The following is a 20123-nucleotide window of genomic DNA, read 5'->3' on the forward strand; positions in this document are numbered from 1 at the left end:
ACCATCGAAAAGGAGCCGGCTTAGCCGGCTCCTTCAGGATCATTCAGCGTTTGATCATTCGTCTTCGTCGGAGTCGTTCTCTGCCTTGGTGGCAACGACCTGGCTCAGCGTCATCGAGCCACACTGGCTTTCCGCGATCCCTGCGGACCGCTCCAGTTGCGTACAGGGGCGGTAGATCGGGGTAGGCACAGCCACCGCGCGTGCGACCGTCGGATAGCTCGAACCTGCGTGCGCAGCTGCGGACAGAACCAGGATCGGAGCGAGAGATGCCGAGAAAACGACTGTTTGCATCAGTTTCATAATAACTTCCTTCCAATTGACCGGTCGATCCGTCCCGCGTTTCGTCCGGTCTGGATCATGTATTGCGGGACCGCCGCCATCCTGTACGCAGCCCATGAATGCACCGCGATGCCAGCAAGAAAGATGCGCGAATTTCGCGCGAATTCTGCAATTTGGTGCCAATCGGAGGTGAATTTTCCCGGATCAGGCATACAAAACAAATGCATGCATGGCTGAAATGATGGAAAGGATGACGCGGAATCGTTAAGCTTGCGTTAATTGTGAATGCCTCAACGTAAGACCTGTTGAGCACCGTTTCTTATCTGTGGTCCGCTCGTGTCAGGAGGGCACGCAGTTGTCACACGGAAGCAACATTAGGATCAAGCTTGCCGGAAATTTTCGGCTCGAAGCCGACGGGGTCGAGATCAGGATCACCGGCGCGCGTCATCGTGCGTTGCTCGCAATCCTGGCGGCGTCGGATCAGCAGAAGAAAACGCGGGACTATCTGAAAGCCACGCTCTGGCCGCGCAGCGACGAAGCCCAGGCGGCCGGAAGCCTGCGGGCGACACTGGCCGCGCTGCGACGCGATCTGGGCGACGTGGGAGACTTCTTACGCGCGGATCGTACTTATGTCTGGCTTGAAGACATGGTGGACTCCGTCGAGATGCCGGTCGGGGGGATGGAGTTCTTCGAGGATGCGCCGACCACGATCGGATCGCATTTCGATGACTGGCTGCAGACGGAGAGGGCCGGACGGAGGCAACTTACCTCGAACCTGTCCGGGATGGTTCCGGAAGTGGTACGCCAACTTTCGATCGGCATCGTGCCCGTTCGTTCGCAGGTAGACGATCCGCACTGTGCGTTGCTTGCTTCCCGGATACTCGACTATGTGGCCGAAGGTCTGCGCGCCTACGATGTCGTCGACCTTTACGATTTCAGGCACTCGGAGCCGGCCGACAGAGACGGGGGCATAGCCACCATCCCGGACCCGAAGATGCTGGTCGAGCTGCAAGTCATCAAGGTGGGCACCATGGCCCAGATGAGCGTGTCGGTCTACGCGGCACCCAGCCGACAGCTTTTGTGGAACCGGTCGCTTGCTGCTGATCAGGCGGGGCCATTCCTGTTCACACCGCAGGAAGCGATCGATTTTGCCAACCACACTGTGGATGCGATCCTGATCGCCTGTTTCCGGAATCAGGAATTGAGGAACGATCAGCGATCCAACTCGCCCGCGTCGATGATTGGCGTGTTGCACAGGCTCCTTGGAATGTCGCGGGCCGGGCAGCGTCAAGTGCGGAACTACCTGTCGACGCGGGCTGATTTGCAGGGTTCCGCGATGTCCAGCGCCTGCTATGCCCTGTCCATCGTGAATACGATGGGCGAAGATGCCGTGCGATCCGCCGACATAGAAGAAGCGGAGGAGCATGCCATCAGGGCCCGCGCCCTCGATCCTCAGAACCCCATAGTGCTGGCGCTGGTTGGCCATGTTTATGGTTTCGGACTGCGGGAATTCACGCTCGGGGCGGAAATGCTGACACTTGCGCGCAAGTCGGCGCCGAACCTTGCCATCTGCTGGGACTTTTCGGCGATGAATGCGGTCTACCGCGAAGATGTCGAGACCGCCCTGAAATATAGTCAGATTGCCAGCAGATTGGGGCAGTTCAGCCCTTATCGCCCGCTTTTCCAATCGTCACTGGCGATCACGTCGACCCTAAGCGGCGACCATGAAACGGCCGTTCGCGTGTCGCAATCGGTCCTGTCGCGCATGCCGGATTTTCTGGCCGTCATGCGCCATTGCAGCGCCAGCCTGTCCAGTCTGGGCCGGCACGACGATGCGCTGCGCATGATCGGCCGTGTCCGCGAGATCGATCAGGGCTTCGGCCCCGAAGGCATTTTAGATCCGACCTATCCTTTGCCCAGCACGGTAAGCCGCGAGGCCATCGGCCAGACGTTCCGCGTGCTGGGCCTTAATCGCTGATCCTGACTGACCTTTTCGGAATTATTTTTGGGAGGCTCAAATGATACTTAACAGACGTTCCTTCGTGGCCGGCGCGTCGAGCGCCACCTTCCTCGCCAATGCTGTTCCCGGTCTTGCGCAACCGACGGATTGCCTTACGTTTCCGGAGACGAACGATCTGGCGTCATTGCTGCGCGGCATCATCAATCGCGCACAGGACCGGTTCGTTCCGGGAATCACCGGTGGATGCTACCAGACCCAAGATGGCGAGACGCTGGACCTGGCCGGTCTCTATTTCAGCCGTACGTCGACCTACCTTGTTTCGACCTCGGTCGATGCCATTTCAACCGTGCTGGTCACCGGCGATGCGGTGCCGCCCGATGCGATTTTTCCCGAGCGGCTTACCGTCTGCGAGAGCGACCCAGGGACGTTCCCGGCTGGTGTCTTCGCTGCGGAAAGCGTGCGCGGCGTCGGACGCGGGCGGGGGCGTGGCAGGGGCCGGGGACGCGGACGCGGCAGGGGGCGTGGCCGGGGACGGGGCCGGTCGACCAACCGCGAAGGCGGTCAACAGGCCGTGCTGGATTTCCTGTTCGAGGAGGAGATCGCTTATTATCGGCAGCGTATCAGCGAGGTGGTCCCGGCGATTGTCGAACTTCTGCGGGCACCCGGCGCCCGCCCGCCCTATTACCTGTCCGACCCCGATTACGTTGGCACCATTGCGAATAACGAAATCGAGCTGCTGCTTCAGATGCAGAAAAGCAAAGAGCGCCGCCGCCGCCAACGCGAGATCAATGTCGAGATCGGGGATATCGCAACACCATTCCTGAACGCGATCTCGGATTTCGCCGGGCCGCCGGGCGCTGTGCTTCGCCTGATCAACGTGATGGACATGGCCGGCTACGTCATCGCCTATCATTTCAAGCGCCGGTTCGGCCGGTTGCGTCCGAACGTATTCGACCCGCGGATTGAACCGGCCATCGAGGTGCCGACGCATTCCTCGTACCCCAGCGCCCACGCGACGCAGACCCACCTGATCGCCCATGGCCTGGCAGAGGTCTACGAAGACTCCGCCCTTGTCGGACGGCTCTTCGATATCGCGGAACGGATCAGCGTGAACCGGGAATATGCCGGCGTCCACTATGCCTCCGACACAGAAGCCGGCGTGCTGATCGCGCGGGCGGCCTTCCCGATAGTGCGGCTGGTCGCCGACGAGATCATTACCGACGCCGTCACGGAACTGAACGCGGATGCCGAGGCCAACTGCCATCTCCTCGGCCGGCTGTCCGGTATCGCCGCAGCGCCGGTCATGGGGGACCCGACCAGCGGGGCCTTTGCCTGGAACCTCGTCGCGCTGGGGGCAGATACGCTGCCGCCCGAGGTTAAGGGTGCGGGCACGGTTGTCGGGATAATCGACACCGCCGTGGATACCGAGCACCCGGCAATTGCGGCTGCGATCGAGGGCGAGTTCGTGAACCTTGACTACCCGATGCCGCAGGACGATCCGTGGTGCATGTCCTCGAAGGGGATCGGCCACGGAACGGCGATGGCCGGCCTGATCGCCGGGCGGATGGATGGCAGGACGTTCGGCGTGGCGCCGGAGGCCAAGGTCTTGCCCGTGCGCGCGGCGAACCTTGCGCGGGACGATCACGAGGACCGGTTCGAACTGGGTGTACAGGTGCTGGCGCTGGCGCTGGATGGCCACCGCAAGGACACCTCCGGCAATTGCGCACCGGAAACCTCGGTTGCCGCAAAGGTTGCGGCGGTCCTGTTGTCGCTCGATTTTCCGCGACCTGACAAGGAAGACGCCGGCTATCTGACTGCCGCAAGACTGGAAGCCGCACGTGCGGCGGAGGCGGCCGGCAACACACGCCGCCCCGGTCCCGGCGCCATCGTCGACGCCTTCATAGAAGAGGGGCTTCCTGTCTGCGACCCGTTCATCGTCGCGATCCTTGTGGCACAGATTTTCGTTCCGGTGGTCATTCCTTCCGGCAACCGTGGCGGCAATCGCCTGGCCTACCCGGCGTCGTTCGAGGACTACCTCCCGGTCCTGGAGCTTATGGCCGATCCCGACGGCCGGCGCGCCGTCCTGGATCAATTGCGCCGCATGGCGCGCCAGTTCAACATGATCGTCAACGAAAGTGAGCTTGAGGCTCGTTTCAATGCCTTCGCCGACGGGCCCATGGCCGCGCTGCTCGCCACCGGGCTTGCAGCAACCGGCGAGGCGGAGAACACGGCGGAAGAGCCCGACCTGTCCGATGCCGAGCGGCGCGATGCCTTTCGCAACACCGGGATCATCGTGATCGGAAGCGCGAATTACGAAGGTGCGCCGGACACGATTGACCGGACGATGTTCAGCCGGCCGGTCTACAGCCAATTCGGACCCGGCCTTTGTGCTGTTGCACCGTCGGACCGGGCCGACAATCCTCCGTTCCGCTGCGACTGGTACGGCGAAAAGCTACCGGAGCACGCGTTCGGGCAGGATACGCTGCCGGTAGCGACAGCGGATATCGCTGGCCCCGGCGGGTTCGCGGCCGATCCGCTGGCGCTGTTCAGCCATCCGGGCCAGCCCTTCGGATTCGGCGGAACTTCCGCTGCGGCGGCGCAGGTCGCGGGCGTGCTGGCCCTTCTTTCAGGGCGCGCCAGCGGCTTTCCCGGTTCCGCCGACCTGCGCAGGCAGCTGATCGCCCTGTGCAATCCCAAAGGTCCGGAATACTCGGTCGAAACCGGCTACGGCGCCGTCGATCTTACAAAGCTCTGAGGGGGCAGAGATGCAAAAGACGTTACACATTTTGTGCGGCTTCCTGGTGCTGGTCGCGATCGCACCGTCCGCATCCGCGCAATCCGGGCCGAAGGTCCTGTACCTGACGCCCTATGCAAACACCGACAGCCAGATTTCCGAGGCGCTAGCAGGCAACGCCAAGACGTTGCAGCTGGACAAGCTGGGCACGCTGGAATGGGTCGAATCCTTCAACCTGGCAGAGCCGGACCGGCCCGTATTGCCGGTAGAGCAGTCCGAGCGGATCACGGGCAGGCTCGCCACCCTGCGGGAACAGGACTGGGTGGCGGTCGAGGACCTTGCCGTTTCGAATGGCGCACCCGTCCGGATCCTGTTCCGTGACGGAGCCGCGTTTACCGCGCGCGTGGAACAGGGCGAACTGGTGGTCACGCAAAGCATATCGGAAATCGGGCTTCCACAGGACACGTCGCGGTTCCGCGATCTCTTTGGCGACCAGTCCGCCGTGGGAATCCTGGAACTGCCGGGCAACTTTCGCGACGAGGCGTCGAACACCGGTGACATCATCATCGTGCGGAACCTGGGAGTGGAAATTGGCCCGGACGAGCCCACGGAGCGCCGGTTGGAAGTGGCGGCATCACCCGTCCCGGTCGATTGCGGCGCTGCGAACGGGGATGAGACGACGCATTGCGCTCTCTACGCCGCCCGCCTGATGTCGACGCACCGGGGAACGATCTGCACCGGCACCCTGATCTCGGACAACCATCTTTTGACGGCGGCGCATTGCGTCTGCGACGAGGTCGCCAATGGCATATTGTCTGACGAGATCACCGCATCAATCGGAATTCCAGGGTATTGGGCAGGAATATCCCTCGATCCGGAAGGGGTGCATTTCTTCAATCACTCCGGATCGGATATCTGCGCTGACAGCGGGCTTCCGCTGGAGTACCGCCAGTCCAACGGGGATCTGGCGATCCTTACGCTGGAAGATGGAAGCCTCTTATCGGCGGTCCAGCGGCTGCGGGACCTGGGCGTCGAGTATGAAACGGCAGGGCGCGCGCGGGCCGCGCTTGCTTCGGAGGAAACCGGGCCGAGTATCTGGCAGACCGACGCGGGGATCGCAGGGAATGTCTTCGTCACCTTCGGTTTCGGTGTCGGACTCGACGGGCTGGCAGGAAACAAGCGGGCCATGAAATACACGTTCCGCCGCCTCACTGAGTGCCTGTATGGCTCTGAAACCTCGGACATCGGATGCGACGGCTTACAGGAAGGGATTTTCCACGACGAGTCTCTGGGCCTGTGCGCAGGGGACAGCGGCAGCGGCATGTTCAAATGGGCCGACGGAAGCCGGGACGGGTTCGGAAAATGGGTGCTCATGGGGGTTGTGTCCGGCAGTCTCAACCCGCTCAATTGCCATGAGGTGTATACGGATACGCCCCTGGAGAACCAGTACGAACGCAACATCGTCCGCGTCGATACCGATCTTGTCCTAGACTGGATCGAAGGAATTGCCGGACCCGATCAGATCTGGCGAACAGCGGGCCTGATGACGCCTCCATTCAGTGTTGCCGGTGACGGAAACTGATCGCGGAGGTCCGGGAAGCCAACACCCGTTAGATTGGTCGGGGGAGTTTGCGAACGAGGGCGAGCCCTGAATCCTGGGATTATCCTGTTCGTTCAGTGGTTTTGAGTATGGGCTACTTCAGGGGCCGGGACCGTTGCGCGGCCGCGTCGCCGCAGTCTGCGCAGGCTATCCCGCCGTCTCGCCCTCGGGCCTGTAGACCCTTGCGCGCTGGCGGTTGTCGGGGTCGAGCGACGGGATCGCCGACAGCAGGCACTTGGTGTACTCGTGCTGCGGATCGGCGAAAAGCTGGCGGGTCGGGGCCTGTTCCATGATCTTGCCGTGGTAGAGTACGGTGACGAAGTCGCAGACATGGGCGACGACCGACAGGTCGTGGCTGATGAACAGGAATGTCAGGTCAAGATCGCGCTGCAGGGTCTTGAGAAGGTTCAGGATATCGGCCTGGATCGAGACGTCCAGCGCGGCCACGGATTCGTCGGCGACGACGAATTTCGGGCCCGTCACCAGCGCCCGCGCGATGGAGATCCGCTGTCTCTGACCGCCGGAGAAGGCGTGCGGGTAGCGGCGCAGGTGTTCGAGGTTCAGGCGGCACTTGGCGGCGATCTCGCGGACGCGGGCGTCGGTCTCGGCGCGCGTTTTCGTCAGGCCCATGACTTCCAGCGGTTCGGCGATGATGTCGCGGACGGTCATCCGCGGGCTGAGCGCGGCATAGGGGTCCTGAAAGATGAGCTGCGCGCGCCTGCGGTAGTCGCGCAGTTCCGCCTTGCCGATGCTGCCGATGTCGTAATCGACCTCGCCATCATTGTAGCGGATCGTGCCCTCGGTGATCGGCGCGGCGCGCAGCATGGCGCGGCCCAGCGTGGTCTTGCCGGAGCCGGATTCGCCGACGAGGCCGTAGAAGGAGCCCTTGGGGATCTCCAGCGAGACGTGGTCGATGGCGCGCAGCATCGGCGGCTGGCCGATCAGCCGGCGGCCGAGCGGGAACAGGATCGAGACGTCGTCGACCTTGATCAGCGGTTCGGCCATCACGCGGCTCCCGGGATGTCTTCGGGGAAGAGGGCGGCGAAGTGGCCGGGCGAGACCTCGGACATCGGCGGCACCTCTGTCTCGTAGCGCGAGCCCGGCTGCAGCGTCGGGTTGCGCGGATGGAAGACGCAGCCGCGCGGGCGTTCCAGCGGGCTGGGGATGTCGCCGGCGATCGGCGTCAAGGGCGCGTCGAGGTCGTCAAGCTTGGGCAGGGCGTTCAGCAGGCCCTGCGTGTAGGCATGGGCGGGGCGGCGGATCACCTCGCGCACCGGGCCGGATTCCATGATCCGGCCGAGATACATGACGGCGACCCGGTCGGCCGTCTGCGCGATCACGCCGAGGTCGTGGGTGATAAACAGGATGCCCATGCCGAATTCGGCGACGAGGTCCTTCATCAGGTCGATGACCTGGGCCTGGATCGTCACGTCGAGGGCGGTTGTCGGCTCGTCGGCGATGAGCATCTTCGGCTTGGTCGAGAGCGCCATGGCGATCATCGCCCGCTGGCGCATGCCGCCGGAGAATTCGAAGGCATACTGGTTGATGCGCCTGGAGGGCTCGGTGATGCCGACGCGGTCGAGCATCTCGATGCTGAGCTCGGTCGCCTGTTTCTTCGACATGTCGGTGTGCAGCTGCAGCTGCTCGACCATCTGTTTGCCGATGGTGAGGGCCGGGGCGAAGCTGGCCATCGGCTCCTGGAAGATCATCGAGATGGCGCCGCCACGGATCTGGATCATCTGGCTTTCGCGTTTGATCTCCAGCACTTCCAGCGGCGCCTTGCCGGGCACGTTCAGGCGGATATGCGAGCCGGGGGCGTAGACGGTGTTGTCACCGTTCAGGCGCATCAACGACTTGGCGGTGACCGACTTGCCGGAGCCGGATTCGCCCACGAGGCCCAGCACCTCGCCCGGCATGATGTGGAAGTTCACGTTCTCGACGGCGGTGATCAGACCCTCGTCCGTCTTGAACTGGATCGTCAGGTTCTCGACTTCGACCAGCGGTGTCTCGGTCATTTCTTGCTACTCGAATAGGGGTCGGCGGCATCGCGCAGCCCGTCGCCGACGAAGACGAAGGACATCACCAGCGCGATGAAGAAGAAGACCGGGATGAAGTACCACTGGTAGTTCAGCAGGACGTCGGCGGAAGTGGTGTTCTGCAGCATGACGCCCAGCGAGTTGACCGGGTCCTTCAGGCCGAGGCCGATGAAGGAGAGCGCGGTTTCGGACAGAACGATGTAGGGGAAGGAGATCACGAGGTCGACGATGATGTAGGAAGTGAAGGAAGGCAGCAGGTGCTTGCGGATGATGTGGCCCGGCCTGGCGCCGCAGAGCTGGGCGGCGAGGACGTATTCCTGGGTGCGCTCGACCAGCAGGTGGGTGCGGACGCGGCGCGCGAGCGTCGGCCAGTTGATGAAGCCGATGATGATCGAGATCACGAAGAACCGCGTCTCCGACGACCATGTGTCGGGGATGAAGGCGGCGATGGCCATGAAGAGCGGGATGATGGGGATGGTTCGGATCGCGTCCGTGACCATCTGGATGATCCCGTCCGTGATGCCACCGAAATAGCCGGCCACCCCTCCTATGATCAGCGCGAGAACGAAGGAGATGAGCACGCCGAGCGTACCCACCGCGAGGGATGTGAAGACCGCGTGGAGCGTCCGGCTGAAGATGTCCTTACCGGTGTCGTCGGTGCCGAAGAGGTGGATGAAGCCTTCGTCCACGCCGAAGAGGCGGATGTGGCCGGGGATGAAGCCGAAGAGCTTGTAGGGCTGGCCCTCGACGAAGAAATAGACATAGCGGCGGTCTTCGGGGTCGACGGCCGTCACCCAGCGGAAGTTGGTGGCGATGGAGCGTTCGCGTTTGACGCCGTGGATGAAGGGCCGCCAGGAACAGCCATTCTGGTCGCAGAACTGCGGGATCTGCGGGGCGCCGTTGGTGTAGTCCTTGTTGCGGCCCTTGATCGTCGGGTCGTAGGGCGACAGGAACGGCGCGAAGAGGCCCATCAGGATCAGCGCGATCAGGATCGACGCCGCGAACATCGCGGTGCGGTTCTTCTTGAACCGTGCCCAGATCAGCTGTCGCTGGGTGGCGGTGAAATAGGCTTCCTTGGCGCGACGCGAGATCGCGTCTTCGGTCTCGACCACGTCGACGGTGGGGCCGGTGGTTTCGGCGAGGTTGGGCTTGGTGGGGTCGAACTGTGCCATCAGTGACCTCCGACCACGGACTTGCGGATGCGCGGGTCAATCAGCGCCAGTGCGATGTCTGTGATGAAGTTCACCCCGACGATGGTGGCGGTGAGCAGGAAGATGATGGCGCCGGCAAGCTGCTGGTCGTTGGAACGGGCGAGCGCCTCGAGCAGGAGCGCGCCGGCCTCGGTCAGAGTCAGGATCAAGGCGACGATGGGCAGCTCGTTGAAGATGCGGTTCAGGTCGAAGCCGAGCGAGTTGATGATGGGTCCGAGCGAGTGGCGGGCGGGATAGCGCCAGAGCAGGCGGCGGCCGTAGAGGCCGCGGGCACGGGCGGCTGTGACGTAGAGCTTGGATTGCTCATCGAGCATCAGGGCTCGGACGGTCTGCAGCGCGAAGGCGGTTGCGGACCAGCCGAGGATGAAGACCGGCAGCCAGGCGCGCGACAGGAAATCCTGCAGCTTCGCCATGGACCAGTCTGCGTCTCTGTACTCGTTGGAAAAAAGCCCGGTCATCGAGTCGCCGAAGAGGACCGTGGAGGCAAGCATGATCATCAGCGCCAGCAGGAAGTTCGGCATGGCAAGGCCCAGGTAGGACGCGAAGCGCAAGGAACCGTTAAGCCAGGCGTTCTTTGATGAGGCGGATATGATCCCGACGGGTATGGCTATGAGGTATGCCAAGAATAGCGATGTCAGGCATATCGCCAGAGATATGAGGAATTTGTCTCCCAGAAGGTCGTTGATGTTGAGGCGCAGAATGCAGCTGTCGCCGAATTCGCCATGCAGGAACACGTTGCCGACCCAGCTGCCCCAGCGGACAAGGAAGGGGCGGTCGAGGCCGAGGCGACGTTCCTCTGCCTCGATGTCGGCGACAGAGATGCCGGAGCCCTGCGTGTTCTTGAAGGCAAGGTAGCGCTCGGCGCAGGTGCCCGGCACCAGCTCCATCAGGGTGAAGACGATGAGCGACACCATCAGCAGCGTGAACATCGCCATGGCTGCGCGGACCGCCGCAAACTGCAGGAATTGTAGCATCCGTCCCCTAGGAGCTTTTTTCCGAATGAAGCGGGGAATCGGGGGGCGGGTCAAGAAAACTTCGGGCGGCAGTCGCCGCCCGAGCCGCTTTTTTGATCATCGTGATGCGGTCATGCCCAATCGGTGATCCCGAGTATCTCGAGCACGCGCGCGTATTGGTCAGTATTCATCATCGGAAAACCTTCCTTCACCGCGTTCTCGTAGAGCATCGGGTCCATCGCGTCGGGCGTCAGGCGCTGATCGGCGCGGCCGAGGTCGAGCAGGGCGGGGATGTCGGCCTCGGCCATGTCGAGGGAACCGCGCAGGTTGGGGACGTACCAGCCGGCAAAGCCGATCATGTGGCTGGCTGGCAGGCCAGTGGCCAGAACGCTTGGGAGGTCGGGCAGATCGAGCGCCGGGATCAGCGGCACGAAATGCACGAGGCCGGCGTCCTCGGCCATGTACTTGTCCAGGGTTTCCCTGCCGTAGGCCGAAACGATGACCCGCGCCTCGGCAGCGTGATCGCGGATCATCGCGACCAGCGTCGCCGGGTCCACGTCCTTGGTGTCGAGCCAGAGAAGCGCGCCGTTCTCGCCCCAGGCGAGGAACTCTTCGAAGGTCGAGGGGCCGATTTCCGTGGGATCGCCGTTCGCGTCGCGCAGCTTGAGCGCCTTGAATTCGGCCAGGGTGACGTCCTTTACTTCTCCGGTGCCGGTGGTCTCGCGGTCGAGTGTGCTGTCATGCAGGCAGACCATGGCGCCGTCGGAGGTGCGGCGCACGTCGATCTCGATCATTGCCGGGCCGGTTCGGATCACCAGTTCGGCGGAGGGGATCGAGCATTCCGGCAGGCCGCCCTGCGGGCTGTAGCCGGCGCGATGCGCCATCAGCAGCGGCTGGCTGACCTGCAGCGCGGACAGGCGGGAATAGGCGGCCAGTGCTTCGGCGCTGTCGAACTGCTTGATGAACAGTTTTTCCTGCGCGGTCAGAACTTTGGGCGCAAAAACGGAAGCGGCCGCGGCGGCGGCCAGAAACTCTCGGCGGTGCATGGGACTCTCCTGTCGGTGAACGCAGTCGGTGCGATCTGGCTAACCGGTTCGGGTAACAGGAGCGTGGCGGAGTGCGCGGCCCCGGCCGGAAAGCCGGGGCCGCGCCCTGTGTCAGATCATTCGTCGAAGTACCACTGGACCGGAAGGTACGGGAAGGTCCGGTAGTATTCGTAGGATTGCGTCTGGAACTCGGTGAAGTTCTTCAGCGCATTGCGGTGATAGATAACGTTCGGCGCCTGAACGGTCCCGATGAACAGCAGGTTCTTTGTCATCGTTTCCGCCATGCGCGCGCCGACTTCGGCTTGCTCGTCGGAGCCGGGCTCGGCGCCCTGGAAAGCGGCGACGTCGTCCATCAGGCTTTTCACGAAGTCCGGCGGCTCGACGCCCGAGGCACCGTCGGTGTCGACCCATTCAGCCCAGAGCATGCCGGTGCGGTGGCCGAAGTAGTTCTCGAACGGCGGCACCCACAGCTCGTTATTGCCGAGCACGATGGCGACCGGCTGGCCCTTTTCCCACATGCCGACGTCGAGCTGGTTGGAGGACTGCGCGGAACGGTATTCATCCGGCGTGACCTCTTTCACCGTGGTCTGGATGCCGACATCGGCCCAGTTCTGCGCGACCAGTTCGACGACTTCGCCGCCGATGCCCTGCGTGGCGAACTGCATGTTCAGGACGATCTGATCGCCGTTCGGCAGTTCACGGAAACCGTCGCCATCGGTGTCGACCATGCCGATCTCGTCGAGGAGCGTTTTCGCCGTTTCCGGATCGTATTCGGCCATGTAGCCGGTCAGTGCAGGATCGACCCAGGACGGTGTCGGCGAGAAACCGATGTATTGCTTTGGCTCGCCCTGGCCGAAGAAGGCCACTTCGTTCAGCTCGTTCCGGTCGATCGCCACGGACATCGCTTCGCGGAACTTGATGTTGCCGAAGACCTCGCGCTTGCCTTCGTCCTCGGACGTCACGTTGAACGAGAAGGACGGCATCGCGATGGTGGGTTTCAGCTGGATCGCGTAATCGCCGGCTTCCATCGAGTCGAGCAGAAGCGGCGCCGAACCAAGGGTGAGCGACTGCGACTTGTAGTCGGCCTCGCCGTTGACCAGCTTGAGAATCCGAACCTCGTTGTCATTGGCGTAAAGCTCATCCTGACGCGAGATGTAGGGCAGCTGCTGGCCGGTGGTGTCGACCATGAAGAAATAGGGGTTGGCGACGAGCGTCCGGCCCTCTGTGGTGTCGCTGGTGTAGATATGCGATTCCAGCGTCGGGTAGGTGGCCTTGGGCAGGCAATCCAGCTTGTCGGGATTGTTCAGCATCGGCGTGGGCGTGTCCGTCCAGTCCGAGTTGCCGAAATAGGCGGTGATGACTTCCAGCCCGGTTTCGAAGCCGCATTCCTGCGCCAGCGCGTCGGCATCCGGGTTGATGTCGGGGTGGTACTGGCCAAGGAAGTGCACCGGCAGGAAGGCCTGGGCGAAGCTGGTCGCGAAGTGGGCCAGAAGGCCGGGCTTCGGCGAGGGCAGCTTGAAGACGACGGTCACGTCGTCGGGCGTTTCGACGGTCATCGGCTCGCCGGCGACGAGGACGTAGTCCTTGGCCTTTTCGATGACCTTCGAGTCCAGCGAGATGTTGTCGTACCAGAACTTGACGTCGGCCGAGGTGAAGGGCGCGCCATCGGACCACTTGTGGCCTTCGCGCAGGGTGAAGGTCAGTTCGGTGAAGTCGTCGTTCCAGCTCCAAGACTTGGCGACGTTCGGAACAATGGTGTTCAGGTCGTCGGAATAGCGGACGAGGTTCACGTGGCGGACCGACAGGAAGTCGGAGGTGCCGGCCTCTGTCGCGTTCGACAGGGCGTGCAGGGTGCCGCCATAGGCGCCGACGGAATCATAGGGCACGACGACCAGCGGTTCGGAGGGCAGGCGATCGGCCAGCGGCGGCAGTTCGGGGTTGCCCTGGATCTCGCCGTTCAGCGCCTCGATTTCGGGGTTGGCGGCGAATTCCATCTCGCAGCCGGCTGCTTCCTGAAATTCCGTCAGGTCGTATTGCTGCGGAAATGCGCCGGCGGAGACGCCCTGCATGTCGCTCTGCGTAATCGCAGGGCACGCTGCCCATGCCGATGTCGATAGCAGGAGCAAGGCACCTGCGCTGATCAGTCCCTGTTTCATGATTTTCCCCGTTTGAAAGCGGATTGGTATGCGGGACAAAGCCTAGGCAATGTTTCGCCAATGTGACAACGGCAAAGTTATCCACAGAGAAGAGGGTAATACTCGCTAAGGGCGAGATATCGTTACGGAACTGTCATACGGGAACGGGGGAGATCTGGTAGGCCCGGAGGGACTTGAACCCCCAACCAAAGCGTTATGAGCGCTCTGCTCTAACCAATTGAGCTACAGGCCCGCCGTCCGGTGGTGATTACCAGAGATCGGGCGGGGGTCAAGCTGGCTTGGTCATTCGGGCTCAACCACCGATCAGCGCGGTGAGGCGGCGGTCGGTTTCCAGGGCCTCCTCGGCGGTGATGATTTCTTCGCCGGTATCGGTGAAATAAGCGGCGGCGGTGGCATGGGCGGCTGTTGCGTCCGCAAGACAGGCGCGGAGCGTGCCGCAGTTTTCCATGGCGCCGGTCAGTGCGGCAAGGCAAAGCGCGGAGGCTATACAGATGGCAATGCGAAGCTTCATCCTGGCTGTCCCTTGCTGGTGTCCTGCATGTGTCGGGCGCCGGGCTGTGCCGGTTCAAAGAAATCTGCGGACGGGCGGAATGGACTTGGCGCACAGGCTGGTTTATCGGGGGCCGACACTGGCGGAGCGGGGCCTATAAGCATGACCAAGAACGGGATCACCTATAGCGAGGCGGGGGTCGATATCGATGCCGGGAATGCGCTGGTGGACCGGATCAAACCGGCGGCGAAGGCGACCGACCGGCCCGGGGTGATGGCGGGGCTTGGCGGGTTCGGCGGACTGTTCGACCTGAAGGCCGCGGGGTTCGAGGACCCGGTGCTGGTGGCCGCGACGGACGGGGTCGGCACCAAGCTGCGGATCGCGATCGACACGGGCAACGTGGACACGATCGGGATCGACCTGGTGGCGATGTGCGTGAACGACCTGGTGTGCCAGGGGGCGGAGCCGCTGTTCTTTCTCGATTACTTCGCGACCGGAAAACTGGACGTGGATTCGGCGGCACGGATCGTCGAGGGGATCGCAGGCGGCTGCAAAGAGGCGGGCTGCGCGCTGATCGGCGGCGAGACAGCCGAGATGCCGGGGATGTATTCGGAAGGGGACTTCGATCTCGCGGGGTTCGCGGTCGGCGCGATGGAGCGCGGGGCGGAACTGCCGGCGGGCGTCGTCGAGGGCGATGTGCTGCTGGGGCTGGCGTCGGACGGGGTTCATTCGAACGGTTACTCGCTGGTGCGGAAGATCGTGGAGATGGCGGGGCTTGGCTGGGGAGACCCGGCGCCGTGGGTGAATGGGACGCTGGGCGCTGCGCTGCTGGCGCCGACGCGGCTTTACGTGCGGCCCGCGCTGGAAGCGGTCCGGGCGGGCGGCGTGCACGGGCTGGCGCATATCACTGGTGGAGGGCTGACCGAGAACCTGCCGCGCGTGATGCCCGAGGGGCTGACCGGTGCCGTGGATCTGGGCGCGTGGACGCTGCCAGGCGTGTTCGACTGGCTGGCGAAGCAGGGCGGCCTGACCGAGGCGGAGCTGCTCAAGACCTTCAACGCCGGGATCGGCATGGTGCTGGTCGTGGCGGAAGACCGCGCCGAGGCGCTGACCGATCTGCTGAGCGGCGCGGGCGAGACGGTTTACCGGCTGGGCTCTGTCGTTCCGGGTGATGCGATCCAGTATTCCGGGTCGCTTCTTTGACCAAACGCGTGGCGATCCTGATCTCGGGCGGCGGTTCCAACATGGTCCGGCTGGTCGAGAGCATGACCGGCGACCACCCTGCAAGGGCCGCGCTGGTCCTTTCGAACGACCCGGACGCGGGCGGGCTGAAGAAGGCGGCGGAGATGGGCGTGCCGGTGGCCGCGGTCGATCACCGGCCGTTCAAGAGCGACCGCGCCGCGTTCGAGGCGGCGCTTCGCGAGCCGCTGGATGCGGCGGAGCCGGATATCATCTGCCTTGCCGGTTTCATGCGCATCCTGACGCCGGACTTCATCAACGCCTATCAGGGGCGGATGCTGAACATTCATCCGTCGCTTCTGCCGAAATACCGTGGCCTCCACACCCACGCGCGGGCGCTTGAGGCGGGAGAGGCGGAGCATGGCTGCACCGTGCATGAGGTGACCGCCGCACTGGATGACGGGCCCATCCTGGGGCAAGCACGGATCGCGGTGGAACCGGGGGACACGCCCGACACGCTGGCGGCGCGGGTTCTTGGCATGGAGCATCGGCTCTATCCGGCCGTGCTGCGGCGGTTCGCCGAGGGGAACCGGGAACCGGTCGAGCTATAGCGGCGGACTGTTGCGATCTGGCGGCTCGATTCGAACGGCGGCTTCCGTCAGCTGGATATGTAACCGCGTTGTTTCGGTGGGTGATATACAGCGGGAACCGCCATCGGCCTTCCATTAAGGCTTGGCATGTATTTGAATTTTCGATGGCAATTGCCGCGCTGCGATAGCCTTGGTCTTGCAGACCGGTGCGATGTTACGGCGGCTTAGCCGCGATCGGTGGCCGACGCGTGCGGCAAGTCTTCCCTTTAACCGAAGTTTTGCCTATCACACGTGAGGTTCCGGGTAAGACGCGGAACGAAAATGCGAATATCCGGGCAGTATGATTACGATCACCACCACCAAGGACCTGAAGGATTTCTGCGACCGCGCGGCCAAGGAACCTTACGTCACAGTCGATACCGAGTTCCTGAGGGAACGGACTTATTACTCCAAGCTGTGCCTCGTGCAGCTGGCGATGCCGGGGACCGGCGACGACACTGCCGTCCTTGTCGATCCTTTGGCCGAGGACCTGTCGCTGGACCCGCTGTACGAGCTGATGGGCAACCGCGACGTCGTGAAGGTGTTTCACGCGGCGCGTCAGGATCTCGAGATCTTCTACATCGAGGGCGGCGTTCTGCCGGAGCCTTTGTTCGACACGCAGGTGGCGGCGATGGTCTGCGGCTTTGGCGAGCAGGTCGGCTACGAGACTCTGGTGCGTCGGATCGCGAAATCACCGCTCGACAAGACGTCCCGTTTCACAGACTGGTCGCGGCGGCCGCTGACCGAGGCGCAGAAGAAATACGCGCTGGCGGATGTGACCCATCTGCGTGTGATCTACGAATACCTTGCAAAGCGGCTGGAGAAATCGGGCCGCACCGCGTGGGTCGAGGAGGAACTACAGGTTCTGACCGATCCGGCGACCTATGTCGTGTCGCCCGAGGAAGCCTGGAAACGGGTGAAGACCCGGACGCAGACCGGCAAGTTCCTGGCGATCGTCAAGGAACTGGCGCGGTTTCGCGAGGGCTATGCGCAGTCACGGAACGTGCCGCGCAGCCGCGTGTTCAAGGATGATGCGCTGCTGGAGCTGGCCTCTACCAAGCCGCAGTCGCTGAACGATCTGGGCCGCTCGCGCCTGCTGCTGCGCGAAGCGCGGCGGGGGGAGATCGCGGACGGGATTCTTGCGGCGGTGAAGGCAGGCGTGGAAATGCCGAAAGAGCAGCACCCGGAACCGGACCTGCGCAAGGATGCGATGCAGGTCAATCCGGCGCTGGCGGATATGCTGCGTGTGCTGCTGAAGGCGAAGGCGGACGAGGCCGGTGTGGCGCAGAAGCTGATCGCGACCGCTTCGGATCTGGATGCCCTGGCCGCCGGAGAACGCGACGGGCTTGCCTTGAAGGGCTGGCGCCGTGACGTGTTCGGTGAAGATGCGCTGCGGCTGTGCCAGGGCGAGGTCGGGCTGGCAGTGAAAGGCGAGAAGGTCGGGGTGATCGAGCTTTAGGCTCGATCGAGCTTTAGGCTCGTCCGAACCGTACACCTTTCAAGCAGCACAATGGCTGACGCTTGGCCATGCACCAAGTGAAATTGCCAAAGTAACTCCGTTTCGCGGACGCGCCGGACCTAGCGGCGTACGCTCAGGGCGTTCCTGGCGCCGCTGACGTGGATGACGCGAACCGGCGCCAGCGCCTGATCCGAGATATATGTTCCTATGACCACTTCACGCGATTGCTGGGTGCTTACGCGGGTCGGCGTGGGTGGCGGGACGATCCGGAACTGGAAGGCCAGCACGCCGTCGATCGGTACACCACCGTTCAGCGGAACGAGGTCGCCATCAAAATAGCCCTGCCGGGCGGGAAGACCGGTCGCGTGGATGATGGCGCCGCCGGGGATCTTCTCCATCCTCAGGTCGACGATCTGATCGACCAGCGGGCGGGGATCCGAATAGGTGTTGACGGTGATGGTGCGCGCCGGCTGAGACCCGCCGAACCAGTTGAACGGATTGAGGTTCGACTCCCTCAGGCCGCCGCAAGACGCGGTTGCCGTCACCAGAACCAAAGCGATGACCAGCCTGATTGTCATACTGCCCCCTCATGCACTGCCTGACCGGGTTAGCTTAAAGCAGTGGCTTTGAAAAGGCTTAGGCACGGGCGCGGGCACTGGACGTTTGCGGGGTGTGCGCTTAGGTCAAGGAAATCACCGGATGGAGAGGCAAGATGGCCACCGAGGCGTTCGAAGAGATCGCGGAAACGTTCGATTTTCTCGATGACTGGGAAGATCGCTATCGCCACGTGATCGACCTTGGCAAGGCGATGGACCCGCTGGAAGAGGCATTGCGCGTCCCGGCGACGAAGGTGCAGGGCTGTGCCAGCCAGGTGTGGATCGTGCCGGAGATCGAGGGGGACGGGGCCGGCGCGGTGTTCCGGTTCCGGGGTGACAGCGACGCGATGATCGTGCGCGGGCTGATCGCGATCCTGAACGCGCTGTATTCCGGTCTCACACTCAAGGAGGTGCTGGCGGTGGATGCCGGTGCCGAACTTGGCCGGCTGGGGTTGAACGATCACCTGTCTTCGCAGCGGTCGAACGGCTTGCGGGCGATGGTGGAGCGTATCCGGCTGATCGCGACGGAGCGGGCGGCCTAGGGTTTCGCCCAGGATTCGAGGGTCGTCGCGAGGTCGCCGTATCCGGTGAGGCGGCGTTCGTAGGCGAGGCCGAGGCGGTTGGCGCAGTCCTGCGCGCGCGCGTCGAGCACCGGATCGTCGGTCTGTGCCTGATAGACGAGCTTGGTGTAATTCCCGAAATACATGTCGCGCAGGTCCGGGTGGCGGTCGAGGCCGAGCGGCTTCCAGACGAAGGCGTCGAACTGCCGGACGAGGAAATCGGTGAGGTAGAAGGCCGAGATTTCATCTTCGGCGCGGTCGAGGAACCGTTTGTTGCCTTCGAAGAAGGAATAGCAGTGCGGGCCCTCGACGAGGTCGAGTCCGAGTTCCTTGCAGGTCCGGGCAAGCTGACCGCCGGTGCCGCAGTCTGCATAGACCACGTGAATGGTCTCATACTCTGCGCGGTGTCTGGCGACGGCCTGACGGATGGCATCCGGGATCCTGTCGGGGCGGTTGTGGAGGATCGCCGGCAGGCACATCAGGTCCAGATGCGTCCAGCCGTTCGCCTCTATGAGGTCGAGGATTTCGCGGGCGAGGGCGCCGCAGGCGAGGAGAAGAACACGGCCCCTGTGCGAAGGGGCGAGGCCGGATTCCGTGAGAGTGGAGTCGTCGGGCGCCTGCATGGCCTTTGCTCAGGCCAGGCGGACCGCGGTGCCGTAGGCCAGCACCTCGCTGGCGCCCTGCTGGATCATCGAGGTCTGCAGGCGCACTGCGATGACGGCATCGGCGCCAAGTTGAATCGCCTCGTCGATCATCCGGTCGATTGCCTGTTCCCGTGAGCCGGCCAGCAGCGACGCGTATTCGCGAACCTCGCCACCGACGAGGTTGCGCAGGCCGGCGACGATGTCGGTGCCGACATGCTTGGCACGCACGGTGGAGCCGCGAACCAGCCCGAGGACTTCTGCCACCTCGCGCCCGGGAATGCCGTCGGTGGTGACCAGCAGAACCTCACTTTTCGATGTGATCATAATGATCGTCCTCCGCGCTGCCGATCCTGTCGGCGATCACGCGCCAGACGACGTATCCCACGAGGGCCGCGGGGATGAAGGCGATCCAGAGCCCGGGGATCTGCAGCGCGGCCAGCACCAGCGAGCCGATCCAGACGGTCAGCCCCGCGGCAGCGGTCACGACGACGAGAAGAAGGACGAACTTGTCCAGAGGCATTGGCGTTGCTCCTTTTCCCCAATGTGGGCGCTGCGGCCGTGTCCCGCAAGCACGCGTGTCGCGCTTGCGGT

General features: G+C 63.5%; 19 protein-coding genes and 1 tRNA gene. 7 read left to right on the forward strand and 13 right to left on the reverse strand.

From position 1 onward, the window contains the following. Positions 1-54 precede the first annotated feature (54 nt). A complete protein-coding gene (locus HCO70_RS08265; RefSeq protein ID WP_172294835.1) occupies positions 55-300 on the reverse strand; it encodes a hypothetical protein in 246 nt (81 codons plus the stop codon). Between the two features lie 334 nt (positions 301-634). On the opposite strand from HCO70_RS08265, the gene HCO70_RS08270 reads away from it, so the two are divergent. The 3 genes from HCO70_RS08270 to HCO70_RS08280 are packed head-to-tail and all read left to right on the forward strand — an operon-like array spanning position 635 to position 6555. Next, a complete protein-coding gene (locus HCO70_RS08270) occupies positions 635-2257 on the forward strand; it encodes a hypothetical protein (protein WP_172294837.1) in 1623 nt (540 codons plus the stop codon). Between the two features lie 40 nt (positions 2258-2297). Beyond that, the gene (locus HCO70_RS08275) at positions 2298-4994 is read left to right on the forward strand and encodes a S8 family serine peptidase (RefSeq protein ID WP_172294839.1); all 2697 of its coding nucleotides are present in this window, start codon (positions 2298-2300) and stop codon (positions 4992-4994) included. Positions 4995-5004: 10 nt separating this feature from the next. After that, a complete protein-coding gene (locus HCO70_RS08280; RefSeq protein ID WP_172294841.1) occupies positions 5005-6555 on the forward strand; it encodes a trypsin-like serine protease in 1551 nt (516 codons plus the stop codon). A 165-nt stretch (positions 6556-6720) separates the two neighbouring features. On the opposite strand, the gene HCO70_RS08285 is transcribed toward HCO70_RS08280, so the two are convergent. The 8 genes from HCO70_RS08285 to HCO70_RS08320 form a co-directional block, all read right to left on the reverse strand. Continuing rightward, positions 6721-7578 carry an ATP-binding cassette domain-containing protein gene (locus HCO70_RS08285; RefSeq protein WP_172294843.1) on the reverse strand — a complete coding sequence of 286 codons (858 nt, stop codon included), beginning with the start codon at positions 7576-7578 and terminating at the stop codon, positions 6721-6723. Continuing rightward, a complete protein-coding gene (locus HCO70_RS08290) occupies positions 7578-8588 on the reverse strand; it encodes an ABC transporter ATP-binding protein (RefSeq protein ID WP_172294845.1) in 1011 nt (336 codons plus the stop codon). Before HCO70_RS08290 ends, HCO70_RS08285 begins: the two co-directional genes overlap by 1 nt. Then, positions 8585-9781 (reverse strand): ABC transporter permease, encoded by a 1197-nt coding sequence (locus HCO70_RS08295; RefSeq protein ID WP_172294847.1) that lies wholly within the window; start codon positions 9779-9781, stop codon positions 8585-8587. Before HCO70_RS08295 ends, HCO70_RS08290 begins: the two co-directional genes overlap by 4 nt. Beyond that, a complete protein-coding gene (locus HCO70_RS08300; RefSeq protein WP_172294849.1) occupies positions 9781-10794 on the reverse strand; it encodes an ABC transporter permease in 1014 nt (337 codons plus the stop codon). Before HCO70_RS08300 ends, HCO70_RS08295 begins: the two co-directional genes overlap by 1 nt. Positions 10795-10904: 110 nt before the next feature. Continuing rightward, positions 10905-11819 (reverse strand): glycerophosphodiester phosphodiesterase family protein, encoded by a 915-nt coding sequence (locus HCO70_RS08305; RefSeq protein ID WP_172294851.1) that lies wholly within the window; start codon positions 11817-11819, stop codon positions 10905-10907. A gap of 116 nt (positions 11820-11935) precedes the next feature. Further along, positions 11936-13975: an ABC transporter substrate-binding protein gene (locus tag HCO70_RS08310; protein ID WP_172294853.1), complete on the reverse strand. Its 2040-nt coding sequence runs from the start codon at positions 13973-13975 to the stop codon at positions 11936-11938. Between the two features lie 155 nt (positions 13976-14130). Continuing rightward, positions 14131-14207, reverse strand: a tRNA-Ile gene (locus tag HCO70_RS08315). Positions 14208-14267: 60 nt separating this feature from the next. Continuing rightward, complete coding sequence (locus HCO70_RS08320) at positions 14268-14486, reverse strand: hypothetical protein (RefSeq protein WP_172294855.1); 219 nt, start codon at positions 14484-14486, stop codon at positions 14268-14270. Between the two features lie 141 nt (positions 14487-14627). On the opposite strand from HCO70_RS08320, the gene purM reads away from it, so the two are divergent. From purM to rnd, 3 genes are all read left to right on the forward strand, one after another. After that, complete coding sequence (gene purM / locus HCO70_RS08325) at positions 14628-15668, forward strand: phosphoribosylformylglycinamidine cyclo-ligase (RefSeq protein ID WP_172294857.1); 1041 nt, start codon at positions 14628-14630, stop codon at positions 15666-15668. Then, positions 15665-16255, forward strand: coding sequence for a phosphoribosylglycinamide formyltransferase (gene purN, locus HCO70_RS08330; RefSeq protein WP_172294859.1), 591 nt, complete (start codon positions 15665-15667; stop codon positions 16253-16255). Before purM ends, purN begins: the two co-directional genes overlap by 4 nt. A gap of 319 nt (positions 16256-16574) precedes the next feature. Next, positions 16575-17732, forward strand: a complete 1158-nt coding sequence (gene rnd / locus HCO70_RS08335) for a ribonuclease D (RefSeq protein WP_172294861.1) — start codon at positions 16575-16577, stop codon at positions 17730-17732. A gap of 119 nt (positions 17733-17851) precedes the next feature. Here the strand turns inward: rnd and HCO70_RS08340 are convergent, their stop codons facing one another. Further along, entirely contained in the window at positions 17852-18310 is a 459-nt protein-coding gene (locus tag HCO70_RS08340) for a hypothetical protein (RefSeq protein ID WP_172294863.1), read from the reverse strand. 134 nt (positions 18311-18444) lie between these two features. On the opposite strand from HCO70_RS08340, the gene HCO70_RS08345 reads away from it, so the two are divergent. Then, complete coding sequence (locus HCO70_RS08345) at positions 18445-18870, forward strand: SufE family protein (RefSeq protein WP_172294865.1); 426 nt, start codon at positions 18445-18447, stop codon at positions 18868-18870. Here the strand turns inward: HCO70_RS08345 and HCO70_RS08350 are convergent. The 3 genes from HCO70_RS08350 to HCO70_RS08360 are packed head-to-tail and all read right to left on the reverse strand — an operon-like array spanning position 18867 to position 20052. Next, positions 18867-19511, reverse strand: coding sequence for a DUF1638 domain-containing protein (locus HCO70_RS08350; protein WP_172294867.1), 645 nt, complete (start codon positions 19509-19511; stop codon positions 18867-18869). The genes HCO70_RS08345 and HCO70_RS08350 overlap by 4 nt on opposite strands. A gap of 9 nt (positions 19512-19520) precedes the next feature. Further along, positions 19521-19856, reverse strand: coding sequence for a YbjQ family protein (locus tag HCO70_RS08355; protein ID WP_172294869.1), 336 nt, complete (start codon positions 19854-19856; stop codon positions 19521-19523). Then, complete coding sequence (locus tag HCO70_RS08360; RefSeq protein WP_172294871.1) at positions 19837-20052, reverse strand: hypothetical protein; 216 nt, start codon at positions 20050-20052, stop codon at positions 19837-19839. Before HCO70_RS08360 ends, HCO70_RS08355 begins: the two co-directional genes overlap by 20 nt. Positions 20053-20123 lie beyond the last annotated feature (71 nt).

This window comes from Pseudoruegeria sp. HB172150 (genome assembly GCF_013184805.1).
Taxonomy (GTDB): Bacteria; Pseudomonadota; Alphaproteobacteria; order Rhodobacterales; family Rhodobacteraceae; genus Psychromarinibacter.